The sequence below is a fragment of the Streptomyces humidus genome, assembly GCF_014649655.1.
Lineage (GTDB): Bacteria > Actinomycetota > Actinomycetes > Streptomycetales > Streptomycetaceae > Streptomyces > Streptomyces humidus.
This window is the reverse complement of sequence record NZ_BMTL01000016.1, coordinates 120,545-144,980: the sequence shown is the minus strand read 5'-3', so window position 1 is coordinate 144,980 and position 24,436 is coordinate 120,545. Positions and strand designations below refer to the sequence as shown.

General features: G+C 67.4%; 37 protein-coding genes and 1 pseudogene. 34 read left to right on the top strand and 4 right to left on the bottom strand.

Annotation, left to right across the window (positions count from 1 at the left end; genetic code table 11):
* Positions 1–95 precede the first annotated feature (95 nt).
* Positions 96–1,289 (top strand): elongation factor Tu, encoded by a 1,194-nt coding sequence (tuf, locus tag IE239_RS20050; protein ID WP_057584687.1) that lies wholly within the window; start codon positions 96–98, stop codon positions 1,287–1,289.
* A gap of 99 nt (positions 1,290–1,388) precedes the next feature.
* Here tuf and IE239_RS20045 read toward each other — a convergent pair whose 3' ends face one another.
* From IE239_RS20045 to IE239_RS20035, 3 genes are all read right to left on the bottom strand, one after another.
* On the bottom strand, positions 1,389–1,856 hold the full coding sequence (locus IE239_RS20045; RefSeq protein ID WP_190150724.1) for a hypothetical protein: 468 nt from the start codon (positions 1,854–1,856) through the stop codon (positions 1,389–1,391).
* A gap of 275 nt (positions 1,857–2,131) precedes the next feature.
* Positions 2,132–2,818, bottom strand: coding sequence for a toxin glutamine deamidase domain-containing protein (locus IE239_RS20040; RefSeq protein ID WP_190150723.1), 687 nt, complete (start codon positions 2,816–2,818; stop codon positions 2,132–2,134).
* Positions 2,811–3,281, bottom strand: coding sequence for a hypothetical protein (locus IE239_RS20035; protein WP_190150722.1), 471 nt, complete (start codon positions 3,279–3,281; stop codon positions 2,811–2,813). The genes IE239_RS20040 and IE239_RS20035 overlap by 8 nt, the downstream gene beginning before the upstream one ends.
* A 926-nt stretch (positions 3,282–4,207) precedes the next feature.
* Between IE239_RS20035 and rpsJ the strand changes: the two genes are divergently transcribed.
* The 32 genes and pseudogenes from rpsJ (at position 4,208) to truA (ending at position 22,583) form a co-directional block, all read left to right on the top strand.
* Positions 4,208–4,516, top strand: coding sequence for a 30S ribosomal protein S10 (rpsJ, locus tag IE239_RS20030; RefSeq protein WP_003948644.1), 309 nt, complete (start codon positions 4,208–4,210; stop codon positions 4,514–4,516).
* 17 nt (positions 4,517–4,533) lie between these two features.
* Positions 4,534–5,178, top strand: a complete 645-nt coding sequence (gene rplC / locus IE239_RS20025; protein ID WP_069770402.1) for a 50S ribosomal protein L3 — start codon at positions 4,534–4,536, stop codon at positions 5,176–5,178.
* Between the two features lie 8 nt (positions 5,179–5,186).
* On the top strand, positions 5,187–5,846 hold the full coding sequence (gene rplD, locus IE239_RS20020) for a 50S ribosomal protein L4 (RefSeq protein WP_069770401.1): 660 nt from the start codon (positions 5,187–5,189) through the stop codon (positions 5,844–5,846).
* Positions 5,846–6,265 carry a 50S ribosomal protein L23 gene (gene rplW / locus IE239_RS20015; RefSeq protein ID WP_057584678.1) on the top strand — a complete coding sequence of 140 codons (420 nt, stop codon included), beginning with the start codon at positions 5,846–5,848 and terminating at the stop codon, positions 6,263–6,265. The genes rplD and rplW overlap by 1 nt, the downstream gene beginning before the upstream one ends.
* Before the next feature lie 40 nt (positions 6,266–6,305).
* Complete coding sequence (gene rplB, locus IE239_RS20010) at positions 6,306–7,142, top strand: 50S ribosomal protein L2 (RefSeq protein ID WP_007494772.1); 837 nt, start codon at positions 6,306–6,308, stop codon at positions 7,140–7,142.
* 12 nt (positions 7,143–7,154) lie between these two features.
* On the top strand, positions 7,155–7,436 hold the full coding sequence (gene rpsS / locus IE239_RS20005; RefSeq protein WP_069770399.1) for a 30S ribosomal protein S19: 282 nt from the start codon (positions 7,155–7,157) through the stop codon (positions 7,434–7,436).
* A gap of 41 nt (positions 7,437–7,477) precedes the next feature.
* Positions 7,478–7,825, top strand: coding sequence for a 50S ribosomal protein L22 (gene rplV / locus IE239_RS20000; protein WP_003974262.1), 348 nt, complete (start codon positions 7,478–7,480; stop codon positions 7,823–7,825).
* Positions 7,825–8,661: a 30S ribosomal protein S3 gene (gene rpsC, locus IE239_RS19995; protein ID WP_057584676.1), complete on the top strand. Its 837-nt coding sequence runs from the start codon at positions 7,825–7,827 to the stop codon at positions 8,659–8,661. Before rplV ends, rpsC begins: the two co-directional genes overlap by 1 nt.
* A gap of 5 nt (positions 8,662–8,666) precedes the next feature.
* Complete coding sequence (gene rplP / locus IE239_RS19990) at positions 8,667–9,086, top strand: 50S ribosomal protein L16 (protein WP_006140905.1); 420 nt, start codon at positions 8,667–8,669, stop codon at positions 9,084–9,086.
* Positions 9,086–9,310: a 50S ribosomal protein L29 gene (gene rpmC, locus IE239_RS19985; protein ID WP_003998824.1), complete on the top strand. Its 225-nt coding sequence runs from the start codon at positions 9,086–9,088 to the stop codon at positions 9,308–9,310. Before rplP ends, rpmC begins: the two co-directional genes overlap by 1 nt.
* Positions 9,310–9,600: a 30S ribosomal protein S17 gene (gene rpsQ, locus IE239_RS19980; protein WP_069770397.1), complete on the top strand. Its 291-nt coding sequence runs from the start codon at positions 9,310–9,312 to the stop codon at positions 9,598–9,600. The genes rpmC and rpsQ overlap by 1 nt, the downstream gene beginning before the upstream one ends.
* A gap of 239 nt (positions 9,601–9,839) precedes the next feature.
* Complete coding sequence (gene rplN / locus IE239_RS19975) at positions 9,840–10,208, top strand: 50S ribosomal protein L14 (protein ID WP_003998823.1); 369 nt, start codon at positions 9,840–9,842, stop codon at positions 10,206–10,208.
* Positions 10,209–10,210: 2 nt separating this feature from the next.
* Positions 10,211–10,534 (top strand): 50S ribosomal protein L24, encoded by a 324-nt coding sequence (rplX, locus tag IE239_RS19970; RefSeq protein WP_030039760.1) that lies wholly within the window; start codon positions 10,211–10,213, stop codon positions 10,532–10,534.
* Positions 10,534–11,091 (top strand): 50S ribosomal protein L5, encoded by a 558-nt coding sequence (rplE, locus tag IE239_RS19965; protein WP_030788262.1) that lies wholly within the window; start codon positions 10,534–10,536, stop codon positions 11,089–11,091. The genes rplX and rplE overlap by 1 nt, the downstream gene beginning before the upstream one ends.
* A gap of 5 nt (positions 11,092–11,096) precedes the next feature.
* Positions 11,097–11,282, top strand: a complete 186-nt coding sequence (locus tag IE239_RS19960; protein WP_030890724.1) for a type Z 30S ribosomal protein S14 — start codon at positions 11,097–11,099, stop codon at positions 11,280–11,282.
* Between the two features lie 208 nt (positions 11,283–11,490).
* Positions 11,491–11,889: a 30S ribosomal protein S8 gene (rpsH, locus tag IE239_RS19955; protein WP_013001411.1), complete on the top strand. Its 399-nt coding sequence runs from the start codon at positions 11,491–11,493 to the stop codon at positions 11,887–11,889.
* 24 nt (positions 11,890–11,913) lie between these two features.
* Complete coding sequence (gene rplF, locus IE239_RS19950) at positions 11,914–12,453, top strand: 50S ribosomal protein L6 (protein WP_099969705.1); 540 nt, start codon at positions 11,914–11,916, stop codon at positions 12,451–12,453.
* A gap of 3 nt (positions 12,454–12,456) precedes the next feature.
* Positions 12,457–12,840 carry a 50S ribosomal protein L18 gene (rplR, locus tag IE239_RS19945; protein ID WP_079660410.1) on the top strand — a complete coding sequence of 128 codons (384 nt, stop codon included), beginning with the start codon at positions 12,457–12,459 and terminating at the stop codon, positions 12,838–12,840.
* A gap of 41 nt (positions 12,841–12,881) precedes the next feature.
* Entirely contained in the window at positions 12,882–13,490 is a 609-nt protein-coding gene (gene rpsE, locus IE239_RS19940; protein WP_013001409.1) for a 30S ribosomal protein S5, read from the top strand.
* Positions 13,490–13,672 (top strand): 50S ribosomal protein L30, encoded by a 183-nt coding sequence (gene rpmD, locus IE239_RS19935; protein ID WP_060901490.1) that lies wholly within the window; start codon positions 13,490–13,492, stop codon positions 13,670–13,672. Before rpsE ends, rpmD begins: the two co-directional genes overlap by 1 nt.
* Positions 13,673–13,674: 2 nt before the next feature.
* On the top strand, positions 13,675–14,130 hold the full coding sequence (rplO, locus tag IE239_RS19930) for a 50S ribosomal protein L15 (protein WP_190150721.1): 456 nt from the start codon (positions 13,675–13,677) through the stop codon (positions 14,128–14,130).
* A 259-nt stretch (positions 14,131–14,389) separates the two neighbouring features.
* On the top strand, positions 14,390–15,703 hold the full coding sequence (gene secY / locus IE239_RS19925) for a preprotein translocase subunit SecY (protein ID WP_190150720.1): 1,314 nt from the start codon (positions 14,390–14,392) through the stop codon (positions 15,701–15,703).
* On the top strand, positions 15,703–16,365 hold the full coding sequence (locus IE239_RS19920) for an adenylate kinase (protein ID WP_190150719.1): 663 nt from the start codon (positions 15,703–15,705) through the stop codon (positions 16,363–16,365). The genes secY and IE239_RS19920 overlap by 1 nt, the downstream gene beginning before the upstream one ends.
* Before the next feature lie 370 nt (positions 16,366–16,735).
* A complete protein-coding gene (map, locus tag IE239_RS19915; RefSeq protein WP_190150718.1) occupies positions 16,736–17,572 on the top strand; it encodes a type I methionyl aminopeptidase in 837 nt (278 codons plus the stop codon).
* A gap of 106 nt (positions 17,573–17,678) precedes the next feature.
* Positions 17,679–17,837: pseudogene (locus tag IE239_RS19910) on the top strand (type I methionyl aminopeptidase); the annotation flags it as partial.
* A gap of 306 nt (positions 17,838–18,143) precedes the next feature.
* Complete coding sequence (gene infA / locus IE239_RS19905; RefSeq protein ID WP_003948620.1) at positions 18,144–18,365, top strand: translation initiation factor IF-1; 222 nt, start codon at positions 18,144–18,146, stop codon at positions 18,363–18,365.
* Between the two features lie 73 nt (positions 18,366–18,438).
* Positions 18,439–18,552 (top strand): 50S ribosomal protein L36, encoded by a 114-nt coding sequence (gene rpmJ, locus IE239_RS19900; protein WP_003998809.1) that lies wholly within the window; start codon positions 18,439–18,441, stop codon positions 18,550–18,552.
* Between the two features lie 219 nt (positions 18,553–18,771).
* Positions 18,772–19,152 carry a 30S ribosomal protein S13 gene (gene rpsM, locus IE239_RS19895; protein ID WP_020132619.1) on the top strand — a complete coding sequence of 127 codons (381 nt, stop codon included), beginning with the start codon at positions 18,772–18,774 and terminating at the stop codon, positions 19,150–19,152.
* Between the two features lie 70 nt (positions 19,153–19,222).
* The gene (rpsK, locus tag IE239_RS19890) at positions 19,223–19,627 is read left to right on the top strand and encodes a 30S ribosomal protein S11 (protein WP_010354218.1); all 405 of its coding nucleotides are present in this window, start codon (positions 19,223–19,225) and stop codon (positions 19,625–19,627) included.
* A gap of 223 nt (positions 19,628–19,850) precedes the next feature.
* The gene (locus tag IE239_RS19885; protein ID WP_003966937.1) at positions 19,851–20,873 is read left to right on the top strand and encodes a DNA-directed RNA polymerase subunit alpha; all 1,023 of its coding nucleotides are present in this window, start codon (positions 19,851–19,853) and stop codon (positions 20,871–20,873) included.
* A gap of 202 nt (positions 20,874–21,075) precedes the next feature.
* Positions 21,076–21,585 (top strand): 50S ribosomal protein L17, encoded by a 510-nt coding sequence (rplQ, locus tag IE239_RS19880; protein ID WP_190150717.1) that lies wholly within the window; start codon positions 21,076–21,078, stop codon positions 21,583–21,585.
* Positions 21,586–21,725: 140 nt separating this feature from the next.
* Positions 21,726–22,583 carry a tRNA pseudouridine(38-40) synthase TruA gene (truA, locus tag IE239_RS19875; RefSeq protein ID WP_190150716.1) on the top strand — a complete coding sequence of 286 codons (858 nt, stop codon included), beginning with the start codon at positions 21,726–21,728 and terminating at the stop codon, positions 22,581–22,583.
* A 55-nt stretch (positions 22,584–22,638) separates the two neighbouring features.
* Here truA and IE239_RS19870 read toward each other — a convergent pair whose 3' ends face one another.
* A complete protein-coding gene (locus IE239_RS19870) occupies positions 22,639–23,517 on the bottom strand; it encodes a hypothetical protein (protein ID WP_190150715.1) in 879 nt (292 codons plus the stop codon).
* A 436-nt stretch (positions 23,518–23,953) separates the two neighbouring features.
* Between IE239_RS19870 and rplM the strand changes: the two genes are divergently transcribed.
* The gene (gene rplM, locus IE239_RS19865; protein ID WP_020132189.1) at positions 23,954–24,397 is read left to right on the top strand and encodes a 50S ribosomal protein L13; all 444 of its coding nucleotides are present in this window, start codon (positions 23,954–23,956) and stop codon (positions 24,395–24,397) included.
* Positions 24,398–24,436 lie beyond the last annotated feature (39 nt).

The following is a 24,436-nucleotide window of genomic DNA, read 5'->3' as shown; positions in this document are numbered from 1 at the left end:
TCGTGGGTGTTTGCCCCGGGCCCGGGATTTGACAGCAAAGATCACCTGGCGCCGATGAAGCAAGGCGTTCCAGAACCACTCCCAGGAGGACCCCCGTGGCGAAGGCGAAGTTCGAGCGGACTAAGCCGCACGTCAACATCGGCACCATCGGTCACATCGACCACGGTAAGACGACCCTCACGGCCGCCATTACCAAGGTGCTGCACGACGCGTACCCGGACCTGAACGAGGCCTCGGCCTTCGACCAGATCGACAAGGCTCCTGAGGAGCGTCAGCGCGGTATCACGATCTCGATCGCGCACGTCGAGTACCAGACCGAGACGCGTCACTACGCCCACGTCGACTGCCCCGGTCACGCGGACTACATCAAGAACATGATCACGGGTGCGGCGCAGATGGACGGCGCCATCCTCGTGGTCGCCGCCACCGACGGCCCGATGCCGCAGACCAAGGAGCACGTGCTCCTGGCCCGCCAGGTCGGCGTGCCGTACATCGTCGTCGCCCTGAACAAGGCCGACATGGTGGACGACGAGGAGATCCTGGAGCTCGTCGAGCTCGAGGTCCGTGAGCTCCTCTCCGAGTACGAGTTCCCGGGCGACGACCTGCCGGTCGTCAAGGTCTCGGCGCTCAAGGCGCTCGAGGGCGACCCGGAGTGGGCGAAGACCGTCCTGGAGCTCATGGCGGCGGTCGACGAGTCCATCCCGACCCCCGAGCGTGACGTCGACAAGCCGTTCCTCATGCCCGTCGAGGACGTCTTCACGATCACCGGTCGCGGTACGGTCGTCACCGGCCGTATCGAGCGCGGTGTCCTGAAGGTCAACGAGACCGTTGACATCATCGGCATCAAGCAGGACAAGACCACCACCACGGTCACCGGTATCGAGATGTTCCGCAAGCTGCTCGACGAGGGCCAGGCCGGTGAGAACGTCGGTCTGCTGCTCCGTGGCATCAAGCGCGAGGACGTCGAGCGCGGCCAGGTCATCATCAAGCCGGGCTCGGTCACCCCGCACACCGAGTTCGAGGCCCAGGCCTACATCCTGTCGAAGGACGAGGGTGGCCGTCACACCCCCTTCTTCAACAACTACCGTCCGCAGTTCTACTTCCGTACGACGGACGTGACCGGCGTCGTGACCCTCCCCGAGGGCACCGAGATGGTCATGCCGGGTGACAACACCGAGATGAAGGTGGAGCTCATCCAGCCCGTCGCCATGGAAGAGGGCCTGAAGTTCGCCATCCGTGAGGGTGGCCGGACGGTCGGCGCCGGCCAGGTCACCAAGATCAACAAGTAAGTCCTGTTGTTCGACCTGGTAGCTCCAGCCTGAGCTGAGCACCCGGGAGGGCCCGTACGACTCCGGTCGTACGGGCCCTCTCGTCGTGTCCGGGCGGGCTCAGATGCGCGCGAGGATCTGCCGCACGGGATGCCCGAGCGCCTTGCCGAGATCGGCCAACTCGCCCTCGTCGAGCGGCTCCCGGTCCGGATTCCAGACGGCGATCTCGAATTGCGCGAAGCCGCAGGGCCGGTCGTACTCCAGGGCGTCCAGCGCGGTGGCCGCCCCACAGCAGGGAACCTCCACATCGAGGGTGACGAAGCCGTCGTCGCCGTGCGCGTCCAGGAGATCGCCGTACCAGACGTCGGAGACGGTCGCTCCGCACCGGGGGCAGCCGATCCGCTCCAGGTACTCGCCGCAGTCGACGGCCATGACGGCGTCGTACCAGTCGACCTCGATCTCCGTCTCCAGGCCGGTGTCGTCCTCGGGGACGAGACGGGTCAGCAGTGCGGCGGCGCGGTCGGCCGCGGCCTCGTCCGGCTGCCAGCGTGGGTCGGTCGGAATCACCGAGAGGACGTTGTCGCTCATGAGCTCACTCGAATCGTCGAAGTCGTCTGCTGACGTGTGCTGACGTTGTCGTCAGGTGAAGTGTCGTGGAACGCCGGGCGGGCGGCCGACGAGGGGCTGGTCAACCCTGCGCGTTCAGGCGCAGCCGTGCAGGGGCAGCCCTTCGGTGGAGATCGTCCAGTCGGCGATGTGCCCGGACGGGACTGTTCGGTGAGACACGGAAACGGACACGGACCCGGCCCCGGACACGTATCCGGACCGTGTACCGCCCGTCGTCCGCCCCGGTGTCGACGGTGTCATCCCGGCCGGGTGGGCAGAGCGCGAAGCAGGGTCAGTTCGCGGACGTGGGATGTGTCCAGGCGGGCCAGGGACGAGGTCACGGCGTCGAGGAACACCACCCTGCGGTTGTTGTTGTGGGCGTAGAGGAGGTTGCCCGTCGCCTCGTGGCCGCCGATCTCGCGGCGCAGCCAGATCACGCCCCGGGTCTCCGGGCCGGTCTCCGACATCGCCTTGATCACGTCGTCCCAGGTGTCGGCCGGGGTGCGGACGAAGTCGGTGAAGTAGCGGCGCTTCAGGCGGGCCACCCAGCCGGGCGCCTCGTCGGAGGGGCGCCAGGGCAGGGGGCAGGCGGGGGCGCCGCAGAGAGCCGCATGGAGGGCGACGACGCGGCCGCGAACGTTGATGCGGCGCGGCTGGCCCTGGGCCCGGTCCGCCGCCTCCGCGGGGGAGGCGGGCGGGGCCAGATCGGCGAGCGGGTCGGCGGGGGCCGGGTGGAAGGGGGAGGAACCGTCCTTGGGGACCACGACCGAGGCCGCCAGCATCGGCGTACGCGGATATCCGGGCTGGGGCAGCGCCCGGCAGGACAGCATCCAGGCCGTGTCCGTCTCGTGCACCGGGTGTGTCGTGGCCGGCTCGACGAGATCGCCGTAGGTGAGCCGGAGCCAGGCCGCCGCCCGCCGTGCCGGGTCTGTGAGGTCAGCCACGGGTGCCACCGTCGCCACGGGAGCGGTGCGAGGTCAGGCCCGTGTCCCGGGGAGCGGCCATCGCGCGCATCCGCTCACGGTGTTCGACGCCGCGGGACCAGGCTCCCGGCCGGCCGGCGGCTCCGGTGAGTTCGGCGCGGGCCTGGGTGGGGGCGATGCCTCGCCTTACGGCGTCGCGCAGTCGGTCGCCCCACATGCCGAACTCGTTGTGCGCCGCCGGGCTCGCGTCGCTGCGGAGCCCGACGCTCCCGGCCTCGTCCTTGTCGTCGGCACACACGTAGCCGATCACCCGGTCGTCGGCGTCGGCCACCGCCGGGCACCGGCCCGGGCTGCCCGTGCGGCGGGCGGGACGCGGCGGCCCTCCCGTCACCGTGAACACCACGTCGGCCTCGAAGCGGGGATCGTTCCTCGGCTGCGGTTCCCTGTGCATCCGTTTCCTGGCTTCCGGGCTGCTCTTCGCCATACATTCGATACTGACCGTTTTCGTCCTTGAAGGCCCGGGTGACTTTGTCACCCGGGCCCCGGCCGAGCAACGAATCCCTGCTCGCTCACCCCGAAATCGCCGACCTTCTCGATCCATGCGCCGTGCGTTCCTTCGGGTACGCGCAACCGCAGAATCGCGTCCCTCCACCTTCCCCTCGAAACTCGGCACCGGATGGTTTCCGGGAGAACTCGACGTGCAGCCCGGGTCGGTGACATTCCGGCCGACGAGGCCCCCGATCTCATCGATTCGACGTGGCCGGTTCAGGTGCCCCGTGCCACCACGACATCCTCCGGAATCGGACTGCCGGCGAATGCCCGGTCGACCTGGTCGCGTCGGCGCCGAGATCGTGGAACGGCTCGGTCGGCGGCCGCGGATCCCGACCGGTCCTGATCCTGGTGGGGACACACCGACGATTGTGGCGGGAAAGTCCCTGCGGACGACGCGGCCGGGGTGGGCGGTCACCTCGCCCGCACACACTCTCCACACCCTGCGTTTGACCTGCGTCACGTCCGGGGTATTGTCTCCGGCTCGATTGGCCAGGCACCTGCCCCATATGGCAGACTAGCGGGGTTGCTCGGTCGAGTGTTGATGCTGCGCGCCTCCCGCCGGGAGGACCGGAAGCGAGTCCCACAGTACTCGTCGCCCTAACTGCCTGATGGCAGCGCTGGGGCGGACGTACGGGAATCTTTCGGGAAGTGTCAGTGCGGCGCCGACCAGGCACCCGGTGGACCTTTCGTCCTCGGCTTGCGGTTCCGGAAGGGCCGTGCTTTCCCAGCAGGGATGTTCGAACAAGGGGCATCCATGTCGGCCGAGAGCGCGACACACCCGACCGCGTGGGTCGGAGAACGAAGTGAACGGACCATCTGGTTCCAGAGCGTTAGAAGAGACAGGACTACTGAGTAGCCATGGCGGGACAGAAGATCCGCATCCGGCTCAAGGCCTACGACCACGAGGTCATCGACAGCTCGGCGAAGAAGATCGTCGAGACGGTGACGCGTACTGGTGCGTCGGTCGCGGGCCCGGTGCCGCTGCCCACTGAGAAGAACGTGTACTGCGTCATCAAGTCGCCGCACAAGTACAAGGACTCGCGCGAGCACTTCGAGATGCGCACGCACAAGCGCCTGATCGACATTCTCGACCCGACCCCCAAGACCGTTGACTCTCTGATGCGACTCGACCTCCCGGCCGGTGTCGACATCGAGATCAAGCTCTGAGGGCTGGTGATCTGAGAATGGCTAAGCAGATCAAGGGCATCCTGGGCGAGAAGCTCGGCATGACGCAGGTGTGGGACGAGAACAACCGTGTTGTTCCGGTCACCGTCGTCAAGGCCGGCCCCAACGTCGTGACCCAGGTCCGTACGAACGACAGTGACGGCTACGAGTCGGTCCAGATCGCCTTCGGCGAGATCGACCCGCGCAAGGTGAACAAGCCCCTCAAGGGCCACTTCGCCAAGGCCGACGTCACGCCCCGTCGCCACCTCGTCGAGATCCGGACGGCCGATGCCGCCGAGTACACGCTCGGTCAGGAAATCACCGCCGAGGTCTTCGAGGCCGGCGTGAAGGTCGACGTGACCGGCAAGAGCAAGGGCAAGGGCTTCGCCGGTGTCATGAAGCGTCACAACTTCAAGGGCCTCGGCGCCGGTCACGGCACCCAGCGCAAGCACCGCTCGCCCGGTTCCATCGGTGGCTGCGCCACCCCGGGCCGCGTGTTCAAGGGCCTCCGCATGGCGGGTCGCATGGGCAACGAGCGTGTCACCACCCAGAACCTGACCGTCCACGCCGTTGACGCGGAGAAGGGTCTGCTGCTCATCAAGGGCGCCGTCCCCGGTCCGAACGGCGGCCTCGTCCTGGTCCGCACCGCGGCCAAGGGGGCCTGAGGTAACCGATGAGCACTGTTGACATCCTTTCGCCTGCAGGCGAGAAGACCGGTAGCGTCGAGCTCCCCGCGGAGATCTTCGGCGTGGAGAAGATCAGCATCCCGCTGATCCACCAGGTCGTCGTCGCGCAGAACGCGGCTGCCCGTCAGGGCACCCACAAGACCAAGACCCGCGGCGAGGTTCGCGGTGGCGGTAAGAAGCCTTACCGTCAGAAGGGCACCGGCCGTGCGCGCCAGGGCTCGACCCGCGCGCCGCAGTTCGCCGGCGGTGGCGTCGTCCACGGCCCGCAGCCGCGTGACTACTCGCAGCGGACCCCCAAGAAGATGAAGGCTGCCGCTCTGCGTCACGCCCTCACCGACCGGGCCCGCCACAACCGCATTCACGTCGTCTCCGGCGTGATCGAGGGTGAGACCCCCTCCACGAAGGCCGCTCGCTCGCTGTTCGGCAAGATCTCGGAGCGCAAGAACCTGCTCCTGGTCGTCGACCGCGCCGACGAGGCCGCGTGGCTGTCCGCCCGCAACCTGCCCCAGGTGCACATCCTGGAGCCGGGCCAGCTGAACACGTACGACGTGATCGTCTCGGACGACGTGGTCTTCACCCAGGCCGCTCTTGAGTCCTTCGTGTCCGGCCCGAACAAGGCCAACGACACCGAAGGGAGTGACGCCTGATGGCTACGCGTCACCCGAGCATCGCCTCCAAGGCGGCCAAGGCCGCCAAGGCCGCGCGCGTCGCCAAGGCGAAGCGCCACGAGGCCGAGGGCAAGAACACCGTCGTCACCGCGCCCAGCAAGGCGTACACGGACCCCCGTGACGTCCTGCTGAAGCCGGTCGTGTCGGAGAAGAGCTACGCGCTCCTCGACGAGAACAAGTACACGTTCATCGTCGACCCGAACGCCAACAAGACCCAGATCAAGCAGGCCGTCCAGGCGGTCTTCTCGGTCAAGGTCACCGGGGTCAACACGATCAACCGCATCGGCAAGCGCAAGCGCACCAAGACCGGTTTCGGTCAGCGCGCCGGCACGAAGCGAGCGATCGTGACCCTTGCTGAGGGCGACCGTATCGACATCTTCGGCGGTCCGACCGCCTGAGGGCGGTCCGGATCGTCCGATATCGGACGAGGACTGAATAATGGGAATCCGCAAGTACAAGCCGACTACGCCGGGCCGTCGTGGCTCCAGCGTCGCCGACTTCGTCGAGGTCACGCGGTCCACGCCGGAGAAGTCGCTGGTCCGCCCGCTGCACAGCAAGGGCGGCCGTAACAACGCCGGTCGTGTGACCGTTCGCCACCAGGGTGGCGGACACAAGCGCGCCTACCGAGTGATCGACTTCCGTCGTCACGACAAGGACGGCGTGCCGGCGAAGGTCGCGCACATCGAGTACGACCCCAACCGCACCGCGCGCATCGCGCTGCTGCACTACGCGGACGGCGAGAAGCGCTACATCCTCGCCCCGCGCAACCTGCAGCAGGGCGACCGCGTCGAGAACGGTCCCGGGGCCGACATCAAGCCGGGCAACAACCTGGCGCTCCGCAACATCCCGGTCGGTACCACGATCCACGCGATCGAGCTCCGTCCCGGTGGCGGCGCCAAGTTCGCCCGTTCCGCCGGCGCCTCCGTGCAGCTGCTCGCGAAGGAGGGCTCGATGGCCCACCTCCGCATGCCGTCCGGTGAGATCCGCCTGGTCGACCAGCGCTGCCGCGCCACGGTCGGCGAGGTCGGCAACGCCGAGCAGAGCAACATCAACTGGGGCAAGGCCGGCCGCAAGCGCTGGCTGGGCGTCCGCCCGACCGTTCGCGGTGTGGCGATGAACCCGGTTGACCACCCCCACGGTGGTGGTGAGGGCAAGACCTCCGGTGGTCGCCACCCGGTCAGCCCCTGGGGTCAGAAGGAGGGTCGTACTCGTTCGCCGAAGAAGGCTTCGAACAAGTACATCGTCCGCCGCCGCAAGACGAACAAGAAGCGCTAGGAGCGGGTTTAGATGCCGCGCAGTCTCAAGAAGGGGCCCTTCGTCGACGACCACCTCGTGAAGAAGGTGGACGCCCAGAACGAAGCCGGTTCCAAGAACGTCATCAAGACCTGGTCCCGTCGCTCGATGATCATTCCCAGCATGCTGGGCCACACGATCGCGGTGCACAACGGCAAGACCCACATTCCGGTGTTTGTCACCGAGTCGATGGTCGGCCACAAGCTCGGCGAGTTCTCGCCGACGCGCACCTTCCGGGGTCACGTCAAGGACGACCGGAAGTCGAAGCGCCGCTAACGCGGGGTGGAATGACCATGACAGACACTGGAAGGACAACCATGGAAGCCAGGGCCCAGGCGCGGTACATCCGCGTCACGCCCATGAAGGCCCGCCGGGTGGTGGACCTTATCCGTGGCATGGACGCCACGGAGGCTCAGGCGGTCCTGCGTTTCGCCCCGCAGGCCGCGAGCGTGCCGGTCGGCAAGGTGCTGGACAGCGCCATCGCCAACGCCGCGCACAACTACGACCACACTGACGCAGACAGCCTCTTCATCTCCGAGGCCTACGTCGACGAGGGCCCGACCCTGAAGCGGTTCCGTCCGCGCGCCCAGGGCCGCGCCTACCGGATCCGCAAGCGGACCAGCCACATCACCGTGGTCGTCAGCAGCAAGGAAGGGACCCGGTAATGGGCCAGAAGGTTAACCCGCATGGGTTCCGGCTCGGCATCACCACGGACTTCAAGTCCCGCTGGTACGCCGACAAGTCGTACAAGGAATACGTCGGAGAAGACGTCGCCATCCGTCGGATGATGACGTCCGGCATGGAGCGCGCCGGCATCTCGAAGGTGGAGATCGAGCGCACCCGTGACCGCGTCCGCGTCGACATCCACACCGCGCGTCCGGGCATCGTCATCGGCCGCCGCGGCGCCGAGGCCGACCGTATCCGCGGCGACCTGGAGAAGCTGACCAAGAAGCAGGTCCAGCTGAACATCCTCGAGGTCAAGAACCCCGAGGTCGACGCTCAGCTGGTGGCCCAGGCCGTCGCCGAGCAGCTCTCCTCCCGCGTCTCCTTCCGTCGCGCCATGCGTAAGAGCATGCAGTCGGCGATGAAGGCCGGCGCCAAGGGCATCAAGATCCAGTGCGGTGGCCGCCTCGGCGGCGCCGAGATGTCCCGCTCGGAGTTCTACCGCGAGGGCCGTGTGCCCCTGCACACGCTCCGCGCGAACGTGGACTACGGCTTCTTCGAGGCCAAGACGACCTTCGGCCGCATCGGCGTGAAGGTCTGGATCTACAAGGGCGACGTCAAGAACATCGCCGAGGTCCGCGCCGAGAACGCCGCTGCCCGCGCCGGCAACCGCCCGGCCCGTGGCGGCGGCGGCGCCGACCGCCCGGCCCGTGGTGGCCGTGGTGGCGAGCGCGGCGGTCGCGGTCGTAAGCCGCAGCAGGCTCCCGCTGCCGAGGCCCCCAAGGCCGAGGCTCCGGCGGCTGCCGCTCCGGCTGAGAGCACCGGAACGGAGGCCTGACCGACATGCTGATCCCCCGTAGGGTCAAGCACCGCAAGCAGCACCACCCGAAGCGCCGTGGTCAGGCCAAGGGCGGTACGACGGTCTCGTTCGGCGAGTACGGCATTCAGGCCCTCACGCCGGCGTACGTGACCAACCGCCAGATCGAGGCGGCCCGTATCGCGATGACCCGCCACATCAAGCGTGGCGGCAAGGTCTGGATCAACATCTACCCGGACCGCCCGCTCACGAAGAAGCCTGCCGAGACCCGCATGGGTTCCGGTAAGGGTTCTCCGGAGTGGTGGATCGCGAACGTGCACCCGGGACGGGTCATGTTCGAGCTGTCCTACCCCAACGAGAAGATCGCCCGTGAGGCCCTGACTCGCGCCGCTCACAAGCTGCCGATGAAGTGCCGGATCGTCAAGCGCGAGGCAGGTGAAGCGTGATGTCGGCCGGTACCAAGGCGTCCGAGCTGCGCGAACTGGGTGACGAGGAGCTTCTGGCGAAGCTCCGCGAAGCCAAGGAAGAGCTGTTCAACCTCCGCTTCCAGGCGGCGACGGGTCAGCTCGAGAACCACGGTCGGCTCAAGGCCGTCCGTAAGGACATCGCGCGGATCTACACCCTGATGCGTGAGCGCGAGCTGGGCATCGAGACGGTGGAGAGCGCCTGATGAGCGAGAGCAACGTGACCGAGAACACCACGACCGAGGCCCGCGGCTTCCGTAAGACCCGTGAGGGTCTGGTCGTCAGCGACAAGATGGACAAGACCGTCGTCGTCGCCGTCGAGGACCGTGTGAAGCACGCGCTGTACGGCAAGGTCATCCGCCGTACGAACAAGCTCAAGGCTCACGACGAGCAGAACGCCGCGGGTGTCGGCGACCGTGTCCTCCTCGCGGAGACCCGGCCGCTGTCCGCGACGAAGCGCTGGCGCGTCGTCGAGATCCTCGAGAAGGCCAAGTAGTCCCTGCGGGGCTTGAACCGCAGAACTGAACCGCCGCTTCGGTGGGTGAGCGCAGGACATCGGGCGCTCACCCGCCCGTGAACCGGCCGAGCAGCGTGAGTCACTGACGCCGCGCTGCTCGCCGAGCGGCACATGTAATTCCTGCGGGGCCCATCCGCAGGACAGTTCCGCCAGGCTCGGCGGGACCGCGGAGCGTTCCGCGGTCCCGCCGGGAACCGGCAGACATCCAGGAGATAGACGTGATCCAGCAGGAGTCGCGACTGCGTGTCGCCGACAACACTGGTGCGAAGGAAATCCTTTGCATCCGTGTGCTCGGTGGCTCCGGTCGCCGCTACGCGGGCATCGGTGACGTCATCGTCGCCACCGTCAAGGACGCGATCCCCGGTGGCAACGTGAAGAAGGGTGACGTCGTCAAGGCGGTCATCGTTCGCACCGTCAAGGAGCGCCGCCGTCCGGACGGCTCGTACATCCGCTTCGACGAGAACGCCGCCGTCATTCTGAAGAACGACGGCGACCCTCGCGGCACCCGCATCTTCGGCCCGGTCGGGCGCGAGCTGCGCGAGAAGAAGTTCATGAAGATCATCTCGCTGGCTCCGGAGGTGCTGTAAGCATGAAGATCAAGAAGGGCGACCTGGTCCAGGTCATCACCGGTAAGGACAAGGGCAAGCAGGGCAAGGTCATCGCGGCCTTCCCCCGTGAGGACCGCGTCCTGGTCGAGGGTGTCAACCGGGTCAAGAAGCACACGAAGGCCGGTCCGACGGCCAAGGGCTCGCAGGCCGGCGGCATCGTGACCACCGAGGCCCCGATCCACGTGTCCAACGTTCAGCTGGTCGTGGAGAAGGACGGCAACAAGGTCGTCACGCGCGTCGGTTACCGCTTCGACGACGAGGGCAACAAGATCCGCGTTGCCAAGCGGACGGGTGAGGACATCTGATGGCTACCACCACCACTCCGCGTCTCAAGACGAAGTACCGCGAGGAGATCGCGGGCAAGCTGCGTGAGGAGTTCTCCTACGAGAACGTCATGCAGATCCCCGGCCTCGTCAAGATCGTGGTCAACATGGGTGTGGGCGACGCCGCCCGCGACTCCAAGCTGATCGAGGGCGCCATCCGCGACCTCACCACGATCACCGGTCAGAAGCCGGCCGTCACCAAGGCCCGCAAGTCCATCGCGCAGTTCAAGCTGCGCGAGGGTCAGCCGATCGGCGCCCACGTCACGCTTCGTGGCGACCGCATGTGGGAGTTCCTGGACCGCACCCTGTCGCTGGCGCTCCCGCGCATCCGCGACTTCCGCGGTCTGTCCCCCAAGCAGTTCGACGGCCGTGGCAACTACACCTTCGGTCTCACGGAGCAGGTCATGTTCCACGAGATCGACCAGGACAAGATCGACCGTGTCCGGGGTATGGACATCACCGTGGTCACCACGGCGACCAACGACGCTGAGGGCCGCGCGCTCCTTCGTCACCTCGGCTTCCCCTTCAAGGAGGCGTGAGCGAGATGGCGAAGAAGGCTCTGATCGCTAAGGCTGCTCGCAAGCCCAAGTTCGCTGTGCGCGCTTACAACCGCTGCCAGCGCTGCGGTCGTCCGCACTCCGTGTACCGCAAGTTCGGCCTCTGCCGTGTGTGCCTTCGTGAGATGGCTCACCGCGGCGAGCTGCCGGGCGTGACCAAGAGCTCCTGGTAAACCCCTAAACAGGGTTCCAGAGGCTCTCGGTAAGCAATGGGCGTGTCAGGTGCCCGTCCTTCCATGCCGTAGGCTGGGAGGGTTGGGCGCCTGACGCCCGTACGACTTACTACGCCGTAGGTCCACCGCGCCGCACCCGTCCCGTCTCGGATCGGGGAGAGGGATGGCGCACCAGGAAACCCCGGCGAGAGAGGCCACAGGCCAATTCATGACCATGACTGATCCGATCGCAGACATGCTTACGCGTCTGCGGAACGCGAACTCGGCGTACCACGACTCCGTGACGATGCCGGCATCGAAGATCAAGTCTCACATCGCGGAGATCCTCCAGCAGGAGGGCTTCATCACGGGCTGGAAGGTCGAGGACGCCGAGGTCGGCAAGAACCTCGTTCTCGAGCTGAAGTTCGGCCCGAACCGTGAGCGCTCCATCGCGGGCATCAAGCGGATCTCCAAGCCCGGTCTCCGGGTTTACGCGAAGTCCACCTCCCTGCCCAAGGTGCTGGGCGGCCTCGGCGTGGCGATCATCTCCACGTCGCACGGTCTCCTCACCGACAAGCAGGCCGGCAAGAAGGGCGTAGGCGGAGAAGTTCTCGCCTACGTCTGGTAGCGGAAGGGAACGGAGGAAACAGCTATGTCGCGCATTGGCAAGCTCCCCATCACGGTTCCCGCCGGCGTGGACGTCACCATCGACGGCCAGACGGTCTCGGTCAAGGGTCCCAAGGGATCGCTGACCCACACCGTCGTCGCGCCGATCGAGATCGCCAAGGGTGAGGACGGCGTCCTGAACGTCACCCGCCCCAACGACGAGCGTCAGAGCAAGGCCCTGCACGGCCTGTCCCGCACGCTGGTGGCGAACATGATCACCGGCGTGACCCAGGGTTACGTGAAGAAGCTCGAGATCAGTGGTGTCGGTTACCGCGTGACCGCGAAGGGCTCGAACCTCGAGTTCGCGCTCGGTTACAGCCACCCGATCACCGTCGAGGCGCCCGAGGGCATCACCTTCAAGGTGGAGACCCCGACCCGCTTCCAGGTCGAGGGCATCGACAAGCAGAAGGTCGGCGAGGTTGCGGCCAACATCCGCAAGCTGCGCAAGCCCGACCCGTACAAGGCCAAGGGTGTCAAGTACGAGGGCGAAGTCATCCGCCGCAAGGTCGGAAAGGCGGGTAAGTAAGCCATGGCATACGGGCAGAAGATCCTGAAGGGCGACGCCTACAAGCGCGCCGCGATCAAGCGCCGTCACATCCGGATCCGCAAGCGGATCTCGGGTACGGCGGAGCGTCCGCGTCTGGTCGTTACCCGCTCCAACCGCCACATCGTGGCGCAGGTGATCGACGACCTCAAGGGCCACACCGTGGCTTCGGCCTCCACGCTCGACACCTCGATCCGCGGCGCCGAGGGCGACAAGTCCGCCCAGGCGAAGCAGGTCGGCGCCCTGGTCGCCGAGCGCGCCAAGGCCGCCGGTGTCGAGGCAGTCGTGTTCGACCGTGGTGGTAACCAGTACGCCGGGCGCATTGCCGCCCTGGCGGACGCCGCCCGCGAGGCCGGGCTCAAGTTCTGAGCCGGTTCCGTAGCTAGCGGAAACAGAGAGAGGTAATTCCAATGGCTGGACCCCAGCGCCGCGGTGGCGGTGCCGGTGGCGGCGAGCGGCGGGACCGGAAGGGCCGTGACGGCGGCGCTGCTGCCGCCGAGAAGACCGCGTACGTTGAGCGCGTCGTCGCGATCAACCGTGTCGCCAAGGTTGTGAAGGGTGGTCGTCGCTTCAGCTTCACCGCGCTGGTCGTGGTGGGCGACGGTGACGGCACCGTGGGTGTCGGATACGGCAAGGCCAAGGAGGTGCCGGCCGCCATCGCCAAGGGTGTTGAGGAGGCCAAGAAGCACTTCTTCAAGGTCCCGCGCATCCAGGGCACCATCCCGCACCCGATCACGGGCGAGAAGGCCGCGGGCGTCGTCCTGCTCAAGCCTGCTTCCCCCGGTACCGGCGTCATCGCCGGTGGCCCGGTGCGTGCCGTGCTCGAGTGCGCCGGCGTTCACGACATCCTGTCGAAGTCGCTCGGTTCGTCGAACGCGATCAACATCGTGCACGCGACCGTGGAGGCCCTGAAGGGCCTGCAGCGTCCCGAGGAGATCGCGGCCCGCCGCGGTCTGCCCCTCGAGGACGTCGCTCCCGCGGCTCTGCTTCGTGCGCGTGCCGGGGCTGGTGCTGCGTAATGGCACAGCTCCGGATCACCCAGACGAAGTCGTACATCGGCAGCAAGCAGAACCACCGTGACACCCTGCGTTCGCTCGGGCTCAAGCGCCTGAACGACGTGGTCGTCAAGGAGGACCGCCCCGAGTTCCGCGGAATGGTGCACACCGTCCGCCACCTCGTGACGGTCGAGGAGGTCGACTGATCATGGCGGAAAGCAACCCGCTCAAGATCCACAACCTCCGTCCCGCCCCGGGCGCCAAGACCGCCAAGACCCGTGTGGGTCGTGGTGAGGCGTCGAAGGGTAAGACGGCCGGTCGTGGTACCAAGGGCACGAAGGCCCGCTACCAGGTTCCGGAGCGCTTCGAGGGTGGGCAGATGCCCCTCCACATGCGTCTTCCGAAGCTGAAGGGCTTCAAGAACCCGTTCAAGACCGAGTTCCAGGTCGTGAACCTCGACAAGCTGGCCGCGCTGTACCCGGAGGGTGGCGAGGTCACCGTCGAGGGGCTCGTCGCCAAGGGCGCCGTTCGCAAGAACAGCCTCGTCAAGGTCCTCGGCCAGGGCGAGATCTCCGTGGCTCTGCAGGTGACGGTCGACGCCGTCTCCGGCTCCGCCAAGGAGAAGATCACCGCCGCCGGCGGTACTGTCACCGAGCTCATCTGACCGTTTCAGGTGTCTTGATGACGTGAACGATCCCGACCGGGGATACCCCACAAATGGGGTATCCCCGGTTGGTCGTTCCTAGGGCAGGTGTGTCGCGGGTATGGTGACCAGCACTGCCCACTTTCACAAGGTTCTCCCAAGGGGGCACCTTGAGCGGCAGTCGACCGTTACTCATGTCGTTGTCGTAAGTCGTCGTTTCTTATTGGCCCCTCAAGACCGTCACCCTTGACGCAGATGCGCGGGGGTCGCAGGAGGCACCGTGCTCACCGCGTTCGCCCGGGCGTTCAGGACGCCCGACCTGCGCAAGAAGCTCCTCTTCACGCTCGGGATCATCGTGATCTACCGGGTCGGGACGCACATCCCGATCCCCGGTGTCGACTACACGTCCGTTCAGCGGTGTGTGGACGAGGCGTCCGGCAACCAGGGCCTCTTCGGTCTGGTGAACATGTTCAGCGGCGGCGCGCTGCTGCAGATCACCATCTTCGCGCTGGGCATCATGCCGTACATCACGGCGAGCATCATCCTTCAGCTGCTGACCGTGGTCATCCCGCGCCTGGAAGCCCTGAAGAAGGAGGGCCAGGCCGGTACCGCGAAGATCACGCAGTACACCCGCTACCTCACCGTGGCGCTCGCCATTCTGCAGGGCACCGGCCTGGTGGCCACCGCCCGCAGCGGCGCCCTCTTCTCCGGTTGCTCCGTCGCTTCGAGCATCGTCCCGGACCAGGCGATCTTCACCACCATCACCATGGTCATCTGCATGACCGCCGGCACGGCCATGGTCATGTGGCTCGGTGAGCTCATCACCGACCGCGGCATCGGCAACGGCATGTCGATCCTGATGTTCATCTCGATCGCCGCGACGTTCCCCTCCGCGCTGTGGGCCATCAAGAAGCAGGGCACGCTGGCGGACGGCTGGATCGAGTTCGGCACCGTCATCCTGGTCGGCCTGGTCATGGTCGGTCTGGTGGTCTTCGTCGAGCAGGCCCAGCGCCGGGTCCCCGTGCAGTACGCGAAGCGCATGATCGGCCGCCGGTCCTACGGCGGCACGTCGACGTACATCCCGCTGAAGGTGAACCAGGCCGGTGTGATCCCGGTCATCTTCGCCTCGTCGCTGCTCTACATCCCGGCCCTGGTCGCCCAGTTCTCCAGCGGACAGTCCGGCTGGAAGACCTGGATCGAGACGAACCTGACCAAGGGCGACCACCCGATCTACATCAGCATGTACTTCTTGCTGATCGTTTTCTTCGCGTTCTTCTACGTGGCGATCTCCTTCAACCCCGAGGAAGTCGCCGACAACATGAAGAAGTATGGTGGCTTCATCCCGGGCATCCGGGCTGGCCGACCGACCGCTGAGTACCTGTCGTACGTGCTCAACCGGATCACCTGGCCGGGTTCGCTGTATCTGGGTCTTATCGCTCTTGTACCGACGATGGCGTTGGTTGGCTTCGGGGCAAGCCAGAACTTCCCGTTCGGTGGTACCAGCATCCTGATCATCGTGGGTGTCGGTCTCGAAACGGTGAAGCAGATCGAGAGCCAGCTCCAGCAGCGCAATTACGAAGGGTTCCTCCGCTGATGCGTATCGTCCTTGTCGGGCCGCCTGGCGCCGGAAAGGGAACGCAGGCCGCGTTCCTGGCCAAGAACCTGTCGATCCCGCACATCTCCACGGGCGACCTGTTCCGGGCCAACATCAGCCGGCAGACGGAACTCGGCAAGCTCGCGAAGTCCTACATGGACGCGGGCAACCTGGTGCCGGACGAGGTCACCATCGGGATGGCCAAGGACCGCATGGAGCAGCCGGACGCGGAGGGCGGATTCCTGCTGGACGGCTTTCCGCGCAACGTGTCCCAGGCGGAGGCGCTCGACGAGGTCCTGCGGTCCGAGAGCATGAAGCTGGACGCGGTGCTGGACCTCGAAGTCCCCGAGGAAGAGGTCGTCAAGCGGATCGCCGGGAGGCGCATCTGCCGCAAGGACTCCAGCCACGTGTTCCACGCCACCTACAGCCCGCCGAAGGAAGACGGAGTCTGCGACGTCTGCGCCGGTCAGCTGTACCAGCGGGACGACGACTCCGAGGAGACGGTCCGGACGCGGCTGGAGGTCTACCACACGCAGACCGAGCCGATCATCGACTACTACAAGGCGCAGGGGCTGGTCGTGACCATCTCCGCGCTCGGCAAGGTCGAGGAGGTCACTGCTCGCGCCATGGAGGCGCTTCAGCGTGACGAGGCCGGCAAGTAGAGGCGTTCGCGGTTCCGCAAGCAGGCCCCCGTCGTTCCCCAGGTGGACGGCGGGGGCTTCTGCGATCCCTGGGCCCTTCGCCCGGCTGCCTGCTGGTGGACATGCCGAGATCCTGACCGACGGGGCCGCGGCAGCCGTCGCGCAGGGCGACGGGGCGGGGGAACGGCGGTGGCCGCGTCGTCTCCGCGGCCCCCGGGGAGAGCCCGGCCCCGCGGACATCGAGTCCCGGCGACGGGGTCGGCTTGGCCGGCGGCCTCTGTCGACCGGGGCTTTACCGGCCCGGGGGCAGGTCTGCTGCTTCGGTGCACGTCTGTGCGTACGCGTATTCTGGTGTGCCGCGATACCAGTGGCCCAGGAGGCGCAAACCGTCATGGTGCAGATCAAGACCCCCGAGCAGATCGCCAAGATGCGGGCGGCGGGCCTTGTCGTCGCCGCCATCCACGCGGCCACCAGGGAAGCGGCGGTTCCGGGGGCGACGACGAGAGACCTGGACGAGGTCGCCCGCAAGGTCCTCGCGGAGAACGGCGCTAAGTCGAACTTCCTGGGGTACGGCGGCTTCCCGGCCACGATCTGCACGTCCGTGAACGACGTCGTCGTCCACGGCATCCCCTCCGACGAGGTCGTCCTCAAGGACGGCGACATCATCTCGATCGACTGCGGCGCGATCGTGGACGGCTGGCACGGCGACGCGGCGTACACCGCCTTCGTCGGCTCCGGACACGCCCCGGAGCTGGTCGAGCTCTCCCGGGTGACGGAGGAGTCGATGTGGGCCGGCATCGCGGCCATGAAGCTCGGCAACCGCCTGGTGGACGTGTCGCGGGCCATCGAGACGTACATCCGCCGCCAGCCGAAGCCCGGCGGCGGCCGCTACGGCATCATCGAGGACTACGGCGGTCACGGCATCGGCACCGAGATGCACATGGACCCGCACCTGCTGAACTACGTCGACCGCCGACGGGGCAAGGGGCCCAAGCTCGTGCCCGGGTTCTGCCTCGCCATCGAGCCGATGGTCTCCCTCGGCACTCCACGGACCGCGGTCCTGGAGGACGAGTGGACGGTCATCACGACCGACGGGACGTGGTCGTCGCACTGGGAGCATTCGGTGGCGTTGACGGAGGAGGGGCCGTTGGTGCTCACGTCCGTGGACGGTGGCAGGGCGAAGTTGGCCGAGCACGGGGTCGCGTCCGCACCGGATCCGTTTGGCTGAGGGGGCCCGTGGGGGCGGGGATGCCGGTCGGAGGCCGGCGCAGCCGCTCGAAGCCTGTGAGGCGCCCTGGGCGCCGAGCCCGCGAGAGGGGCGTCGGGGGTGGGTCGAGTGGACGGTCATCACGACCGACGGGACGTGGTCGTCGCACTGGGAGCATTCGGTGGCGTTGACGGAGGAGGGGCCGTTGGTGCTCACGTCCGTGGACGGTGGCAGGGCGAAGTTGGCCGAGCACGGGGTCGCGTCCGCACCGGATCCGTTGGGCTGAGGGGGCCCGTGGGGGCGGCTGGACGGCCCTCCTGACCCCGCTGGGCTGAGGCTCGGTCTCTCGGCCCGTCCCCGCCGTCTCCGTGCGTGTGTTCCCGCCGGCTGCGCTCGCGCGTCGGGCCCGGCCGAGGCGCCGGACCGTGCGGTCGCTTAAGGATCTCCCCTGTGGGGCAGACTTCTCGATTCGTGTTTCAGCTAGGGCTGGCGTAGACTGACTCGTCGGCTCTCGTGCACCCGCATGTCCGCATGCGCCCGTAAGGGAAAAGGCGGGGGAGCCGATCAAGGTAGTCGATTCGAAGGGCGAAGCGTGGCCAAGAAGCAAGGTGCCATCGAGATCGAGGGCACTGTCGTCGAGTCTCTGCCGAACGCCATGTTCAAGGTCGAGCTCCAGAACGGCCACCAGGTCCTGGCGCACATCAGCGGCAAGATGCGTATGCACTACATCCGTATCCTCCCTGACGACCGGGTCGTGGTGGAGCTGTCTCCGTACGACCTGACGCGCGGCCGGATCGTCTACCGGTACAAGTAGATCTTGCCCGTACCTTCGTGCGCCCTCTCGGGCGTTCGGGGCTGTTGGCAACTGACCCGGAGAACCTCACCCAATGAAGGTCAAGCCGAGCGTCAAGAAGATCTGCGACAAGTGCAGGGTGATCCGCCGTCATGGGCGGGTCATGGTCATTTGCGAGAACCCGCGCCACAAGCAGCGCCAGGGCTGACCGCACACGGATCACACCCTCTGCACCGATATCGCAGAGACTTCGCGCGACGCGAGCTGAATTTGTTCATACGCAGGGCCCGGACGGGTTGTCCCGTCCGACACCCCCGGTTCGGAGGCCGGGGACCCAGTCCGTACCAAGTCTTCTGTCCGACAGAAGAGGACGGCGGCTGGGGGTCGGTCCTGCGGAAGACCTCCGAGGATCAACTGGAGCCATTGAATGGCACGCGTTTCCGGTGTCGACATCCCGCGCGAAAAGCGTGTGGAGGTCGCCCTCACCTACGTGTTCGGCATCGGCCGGACCCTTTCCCAGGAGACGCTGGCTGCGACCGGCGTCGACCCGAACACCCGCGTTCGCGACCTCTCCGAGGAGCAGCTCGTCGCGATCCGCGAGTACGTGGACGCCAACATCAAGACCGAGGGTGACCTTCGTCGCGAGATCCAGGCCGACATCCGCCGCAAGGTGGAGATCGGCTGCTACCAGGGTCTCCGTCACCGTCGTGGTCTGCCGGTCCGCGGTCAGCGCACCAGCACGAACGCTCGTACCCGCAAGGGCCCGCGTCGCGCCATCGCCGGCAAGAAGAAGCCGGGCAAGAAGTAGTCCTCAGCGGACAACGCTTCATCAGCGGTCTTCGCTGTAGGACCGACCACCTCCCCGTAGGAGTTTGTAGATGCCCCCCAAGGGTCGTCAGGGCGCTGCCAAGAAGGTGCGCCGCAAGGAAAAGAAGAACGTCGCTCACGGCCAGGCGCACATCAAGAGCACGTTCAACAACACGATCGTGTCCATCACGGACCCGGCCGGAAACGTGATCTCGTGGGCCTCCGCCGGCCACGTCGGTTTCAAGGGCTCGCGCAAGTCCACGCCGTTCGCCGCGCAGATGGCCGCCGAGTCGGCTGCCCGTCGCGCGCAGGAGCACGGCATGCGCAAGGTCGACGTCTTCGTCAAGGGCCCGGGCGCCGGTCGTGAGACCGCTATCCGTTCCCTGCAGGCCACCGGCCTCGAGGTCGGCTCGATCCAGGACGTCACGCCGACCCCGCACAACGGCTGCCGTCCGCCCAAGCGCCGCCGCGTCTGACGCACGGGCTCACGGCGGCCCGGCTTCCTGCTGGGGGTGTGGGGGTCGTCCCCTGCATGTCGCAGCACGGCTGCCGTCCGCCGAAGCGCCGCCGCGTCTGACGCACGGCCGCTCGTCGGGCTGAGGTTTTCGGGCGGTACGGCTCTTGCGAGTCGTACCGCCCGTACCCTTGTCACATATCAGGGCATCAAATAGTGGGTGCCCCTGACTGAAGGATCTCCACATGCTGATCGCTCAGCGTCCCTCGTTGACCGAAGAGGTCGTCGACGAGTTCCGCTCCCGGTTCGTCATCGAGCCGCTGGAGCCGGGCTTCGGCTACACCCTCGGCAACTCCCTCCGCCGCACCCTCCTGTCGTCGATCCCCGGCGCTGCTGTCACCAGCATCCGCATCGACGGCGTCCTGCACGAGTTCACCACCGTGCCGGGCGTCAAGGAGGACGTCACCGACCTGATCCTCAACATCAAGCAGCTGGTCGTCTCCTCGGAGCACGACGAGCCGGTCGTGATGTACCTGCGCAAGCAGGGCCCGGGTCTGGTCACCGCCGCCGACATCGCGCCCCCGGCCGGTGTCGAGGTGCACAACCCCGACCTCGTCCTCGCCACGCTCAACGGCAAGGGCAAGCTGGAGATGGAGCTGACCGTCGAGCGCGGTCGCGGCTACGTCTCCGCCGTGCAGAACAAGCAGGTGGGCCAGGAGATCGGCCGTATCCCGGTCGACTCCATCTACTCGCCGGTTCTCAAGGTCACGTACAAGGTCGAGGCCACGCGTGTCGAGCAGCGCACCGACTTCGACAAGCTGATCGTCGACGTCGAGACCAAGCAGGCGATGCGTCCCCGTGACGCCATGGCCTCCGCCGGTAAGACGCTGGTCGAGCTGTTCGGTCTCGCCCGTGAGCTGAACATCGACGCCGAGGGCATCGACATGGGTCCGTCCCCGACGGACGCGGCCCTGGCCGCCGATCTGGCGCTGCCGATCGAGGAGCTGGAGCTCACCGTTCGGTCGTACAACTGCCTCAAGCGCGAGGGCATCCACTCCGTGGGTGAGCTCGTGGCGCGTTCCGAGGCCGACCTGCTCGACATCCGCAACTTCGGTGCGAAGTCGATCGACGAGGTCAAGGCGAAGCTGGCCGGCATGGGCCTGGCCCTCAAGGACAGCCCGCCCGGATTCGACCCGACCGCCGCCGCCGACGCCTTCGGCGCCGACGACGACGCGGACGCGGGCTTCGTGGAGACCGAGCAGTACTAGTCGTTCCGCGAGATCGCTTCGCAGGACGGCCGGGACCCGACCGCGAGACCGTTGTGGCTGGTCGAGCGGTTCCCGCGCCTCGCGGGGCGCGGGTCCTCCGGGCGCGCTGAGAAAGGCGCCCGGATCTCCGACAGGCGACCGCCTGCTCGGATACTGACCCCGGTACCTGATACGGCCGGGGCAGACACCTAGGAGAAACACCATGCCGAGGCCCACCAAGGGCGCCCGTATGGGCGGCAGCGCTGCGCACGAGAAGCTCCTCCTCGCGAACCTGGCGAAGGCGCTGTTCGAGCACGGCCGCATCACCACCACCGAGGCGAAGGCGCGCAAGCTGCGCCCGTACGCAGAGCGTCTGGTCACCAAGGCGAAGAAGGGCGACCTTCACAACCGCCGTCAGGTGCTCCAGGTCATCACGGACAAGAGCATCGTGCACACGCTCTTCACCGAGATCGGCCCGCGCTACGAGAACCGCCCCGGTGGCTACACCCGCATCACCAAGATCGGTAACCGTCGTGGCGACAACGCGCCCATGGCCGTCATCGAGCTGGTCGAGGCGCTGACGGTCGCGCAGCAGGCGACCGGCGAGGCCGAGGCCGCGACGAAGCGTGCCGCGAAGGACGTCGAGGCTGCTCCGGTCGCCGAGGAGACCAAGGTCGACACGGCCAAGGCCGAGGAGACCGAGGCGGCGGCCGAGGAGTCCAAGGACGCGTAAGCGTTCTCCCGGGGGCTGTGCGATCGCGGCCGCGGATTCGTCGTGGTCCGTCGCGCGGTTCCCCGCCCCCTTCAGGGCGATTGCGGGTCCGTTCCCTTCGGGGGACGGACCCGCTTTCGTGTTGCTGAGAGGATCCAGGAGTGAGTGACGAAGTACAGCCCGGGTTCGTCCGGGTGCGGCTGGACCTGTCCTACGACGGTTCCGGGTTCTCCGGGTGGGCCAAGCAGGCCGGGGGACGGCGGACCGTGCAGGGGGAGATCGAGGACGCGCTGCGGACCGTCACGCGGTCCGGGGGGACGACGTACGAGCTGACCGTGGCCGGACGGACCGACGCCGGGGTGCACGCGCGCGGGCAGGTCGCCCACGTCGATCTGCCGGAGGAGGTCTGGCGCGAGCACCACGGGAAACTGCTGAAGCGGCTCGCCGGGCGGCTGCCGCGGGATGTGCGGGTGTGGGCGCTGCGGGAGGCGCCGCACGGCTTCAACGCGCGGTTCTCGGCGGTCTGGCGCCGGTACGCGTACCGGGTCACCGACAACCCCGGCGGGGTCGATCCGCTGCTGCGCGGACACGTCCTGTGGCACGACTGGCCGCTCGACGTGGACGCCATGAACGAGGCCGCGGAGCGGCTCCTCGGGGAGCACGACTTCGCCGCGTACTGCAAGAAGCGGGAGGGGGCGACCACGATCCGCACGCTTCAGCAGCTGAGCCTGGTCAAGGGGGCCGACGGGATCATCACCGCCACCGTCCGCGCCGACGCCTTCTGCCACAACATGGTGCGCTCGCTGATCGGGGCGCTGCTGTTCGTGGGGGACGGGCACCGGGGGGCCGAGTGGCCCGGCAAGGTGCTCGCCGCGGGCGTCCGGGACTCGGCCGTGCACGTCGTGCGGCCGCACGGGCTGACGCTGGAGGAGGTCGGCTACCCGGCCGACGAGCTGCTCGCCGCGCGCAACAAGGAGGCGCGCAACAGGCGGACGCTGCCCGGGGCGGGGTGCTGCTGACCTCGCCCGCCGGCGCGGGGCCCGAGGGCGGGGCCCCGCGGGGGGCCCGGGGCGGTCAGCCGGCGGAGGCCGCGGACGCCTGGGCCTCGCCGCGGCGGCGGATCTGCTGGAAGGCGAACTTGGACAGATCGTCGCCGGCGGTGAAGACAGCCGTGTCCTTCGTCGTCACGTCCTTGCCGTCGGTGAAGCCCGTCAGCGTGAAGTAGGCGTACCGGCCGTAGGAGTTGGTCGTGGAGCGGCAGATCGCGCCGTTGCAGAACGCCTTGACGTTCCCGCCGTCGAGGGCCTTGACGATGCTCTTGTTGTCAGCGGCCTGGCTCTTGACCTTGAGGGCCTGGGCCTCGGTGTCGAAGACGGCCACCCCCACCGTGACCGCGATGCCGTCCTTGGTGTAGGTGACGCGCATGACGCGGGTGCAGCCGTTGGCCGTGAGGATCTTGGGCAGGGTACCCGCGGCGCCCGTGGCGCAGGTGGTGCTGTCGGCCTTGGGACCCTTCTTGTACACGGTCGAGCCCATGGTGAGCTGGGTGCCGGGAAAGAGCAGGTCAGGGCCGTTGGGAGCGGTGTCCTTCGCCTTGCTGGCGATGAACTCCCTGGGGTCCAGCGGGGGCGGTGCGCTGGTCGGCGCGAAGGACGGGGTGCCGGAAGCGCTCGGCAGTCCGGCGACCCCGGGCAGCGAGGACGTCGGCTTGTTCGCCTCGTTCTTCCCGTTCGCCGAGACCACGGCCATGGCCACGGCGGTGCCGACGGCGAGCGTGGCGAGCACGCCGCCGCCTATGAGGAACACCCGGCGGCGCTTGTTGCGCGTCTCGGAGGCCTCGGCGAGCGCGGCCCAGTCCGGGGTCCGCCCGTCATCGCCGGTGGCCCACGGCTGCTGGGAGTTCGGTTTCCACGGATCCCACTGGGACTGAGGTCCCCCCTGCCCATAGCTCATGGGGCGCATCTTAGACGGGCGCCGGGGGGTGCTGTTCCGCTTCAACAGGCGGGAGGGACCGCGGCCTTCGGGGCGGAAGTACGGGCAAAAACGACATCTCCGGGTGGTTGGTACGGCGTTCCCCCAGGCCGACGGGCGCGGTGTGGCGCGGGACACTCCAGGGGAGGGTTTCCGGTCGTCTTCGCGTGGCGAGGATGGCATGTTCACGTGCGTGGGTCGGCCCCGTTTTGACCCGGCCCCCAGGACACGGGTATTCTGCTTCTTCGTTGTGTATTGGCTTGCTCTTCTCACGGGACGGGCCCTTACACCGGTCCACCGGGCCGATGACCAGCGACCAGCACGCGGTTTGCGTCACCGCAGTGCGGTCAGGGCTGTCGTGATCGTCTTCGGTGACCTTGTCAGGACCAATTCACTGAAGAAGCGAAGGCTACGAACCGTGCGTACGTACAGCCCCAAGCCCGGCGATGTGACGCGCCAGTGGCACGTCATCGACGCTCAGGACATCGTCCTGGGCCGTCTCGCCACCACTGCCGCGTCCCTCCTGCGGGGCAAGCACAAGCCGATCTACGCGCCCCACGTCGACACCGGTGACTTCGTCATCATCATCAACGCCGACAAGGTGCACCTCTCCGGCAACAAGCGGACCCAGAAGATGGCCTACCGCCACTCCGGGTACCCGGGCGGTCTGCGCTCCGTGCGCTACGACGACCTCCTCGCGAACAACCCGGAGAAGGCCGTCGAGAAGGCCGTCAAGGGCATGCTCCCCAAGAACACGCTTGGCCGTCAGATGCTCTCGAAGCTGAAGGTCTACAAGGGTGACGTGCACCCGCACGCGGCGCAGCAGCCCGTGCCGTTCGAGATCACCCAGGTCGCGCAGTAAGTCCGGCCACACCCCCTAGCTGAAGAGAATCTGAGGAGA

What these genes read in the sequence shown, in the direction of transcription:
- IE239_RS20045 (WP_190150724.1), bottom strand. Translation starts at nt 1,856, where the DNA reads ATGAGCGACAACGTCCTCTCGGTGATTCCGACCGACCCACGCTGGCAG.
- IE239_RS20035 (WP_190150722.1), bottom strand. Translation starts at nt 3,281, where the DNA reads ATGGCGAAGAGCAGCCCGGAAGCCAGGAAACGGATGCACAGGGAACCG.
- rpsJ (WP_003948644.1), top strand. Translation starts at nt 4,208, where the DNA reads ATGGCGGGACAGAAGATCCGCATCCGGCTCAAGGCCTACGACCACGAG.
- rplC (WP_069770402.1), top strand. Translation starts at nt 4,534, where the DNA reads ATGGCTAAGCAGATCAAGGGCATCCTGGGCGAGAAGCTCGGCATGACG.
- rplD (WP_069770401.1), top strand. Translation starts at nt 5,187, where the DNA reads ATGAGCACTGTTGACATCCTTTCGCCTGCAGGCGAGAAGACCGGTAGC.
- rplW (WP_057584678.1), top strand. Translation starts at nt 5,846, where the DNA reads ATGGCTACGCGTCACCCGAGCATCGCCTCCAAGGCGGCCAAGGCCGCC.
- rplB (WP_007494772.1), top strand. Translation starts at nt 6,306, where the DNA reads ATGGGAATCCGCAAGTACAAGCCGACTACGCCGGGCCGTCGTGGCTCC.
- rpsS (WP_069770399.1), top strand. Translation starts at nt 7,155, where the DNA reads ATGCCGCGCAGTCTCAAGAAGGGGCCCTTCGTCGACGACCACCTCGTG.
- rplV (WP_003974262.1), top strand. Translation starts at nt 7,478, where the DNA reads ATGGAAGCCAGGGCCCAGGCGCGGTACATCCGCGTCACGCCCATGAAG.
- rpsC (WP_057584676.1), top strand. Translation starts at nt 7,825, where the DNA reads ATGGGCCAGAAGGTTAACCCGCATGGGTTCCGGCTCGGCATCACCACG.
- rplP (WP_006140905.1), top strand. Translation starts at nt 8,667, where the DNA reads ATGCTGATCCCCCGTAGGGTCAAGCACCGCAAGCAGCACCACCCGAAG.
- rpmC (WP_003998824.1), top strand. Translation starts at nt 9,086, where the DNA reads ATGTCGGCCGGTACCAAGGCGTCCGAGCTGCGCGAACTGGGTGACGAG.
- rpsQ (WP_069770397.1), top strand. Translation starts at nt 9,310, where the DNA reads ATGAGCGAGAGCAACGTGACCGAGAACACCACGACCGAGGCCCGCGGC.
- rplX (WP_030039760.1), top strand. Translation starts at nt 10,211, where the DNA reads ATGAAGATCAAGAAGGGCGACCTGGTCCAGGTCATCACCGGTAAGGAC.
- rplE (WP_030788262.1), top strand. Translation starts at nt 10,534, where the DNA reads ATGGCTACCACCACCACTCCGCGTCTCAAGACGAAGTACCGCGAGGAG.
- IE239_RS19960 (WP_030890724.1), top strand. Translation starts at nt 11,097, where the DNA reads ATGGCGAAGAAGGCTCTGATCGCTAAGGCTGCTCGCAAGCCCAAGTTC.
- rpsH (WP_013001411.1), top strand. Translation starts at nt 11,491, where the DNA reads ATGACCATGACTGATCCGATCGCAGACATGCTTACGCGTCTGCGGAAC.
- rplF (WP_099969705.1), top strand. Translation starts at nt 11,914, where the DNA reads ATGTCGCGCATTGGCAAGCTCCCCATCACGGTTCCCGCCGGCGTGGAC.
- rplR (WP_079660410.1), top strand. Translation starts at nt 12,457, where the DNA reads ATGGCATACGGGCAGAAGATCCTGAAGGGCGACGCCTACAAGCGCGCC.
- rpsE (WP_013001409.1), top strand. Translation starts at nt 12,882, where the DNA reads ATGGCTGGACCCCAGCGCCGCGGTGGCGGTGCCGGTGGCGGCGAGCGG.
- rpmD (WP_060901490.1), top strand. Translation starts at nt 13,490, where the DNA reads ATGGCACAGCTCCGGATCACCCAGACGAAGTCGTACATCGGCAGCAAG.
- rplO (WP_190150721.1), top strand. Translation starts at nt 13,675, where the DNA reads ATGGCGGAAAGCAACCCGCTCAAGATCCACAACCTCCGTCCCGCCCCG.
- IE239_RS19920 (WP_190150719.1), top strand. Translation starts at nt 15,703, where the DNA reads ATGCGTATCGTCCTTGTCGGGCCGCCTGGCGCCGGAAAGGGAACGCAG.
- map (WP_190150718.1), top strand. Translation starts at nt 16,736, where the DNA reads ATGGTGCAGATCAAGACCCCCGAGCAGATCGCCAAGATGCGGGCGGCG.
- rpmJ (WP_003998809.1), top strand. Translation starts at nt 18,439, where the DNA reads ATGAAGGTCAAGCCGAGCGTCAAGAAGATCTGCGACAAGTGCAGGGTG.
- rpsM (WP_020132619.1), top strand. Translation starts at nt 18,772, where the DNA reads ATGGCACGCGTTTCCGGTGTCGACATCCCGCGCGAAAAGCGTGTGGAG.
- rpsK (WP_010354218.1), top strand. Translation starts at nt 19,223, where the DNA reads ATGCCCCCCAAGGGTCGTCAGGGCGCTGCCAAGAAGGTGCGCCGCAAG.
- IE239_RS19885 (WP_003966937.1), top strand. Translation starts at nt 19,851, where the DNA reads ATGCTGATCGCTCAGCGTCCCTCGTTGACCGAAGAGGTCGTCGACGAG.
- rplQ (WP_190150717.1), top strand. Translation starts at nt 21,076, where the DNA reads ATGCCGAGGCCCACCAAGGGCGCCCGTATGGGCGGCAGCGCTGCGCAC.
- IE239_RS19870 (WP_190150715.1), bottom strand. Translation starts at nt 23,517, where the DNA reads ATGAGCTATGGGCAGGGGGGACCTCAGTCCCAGTGGGATCCGTGGAAA.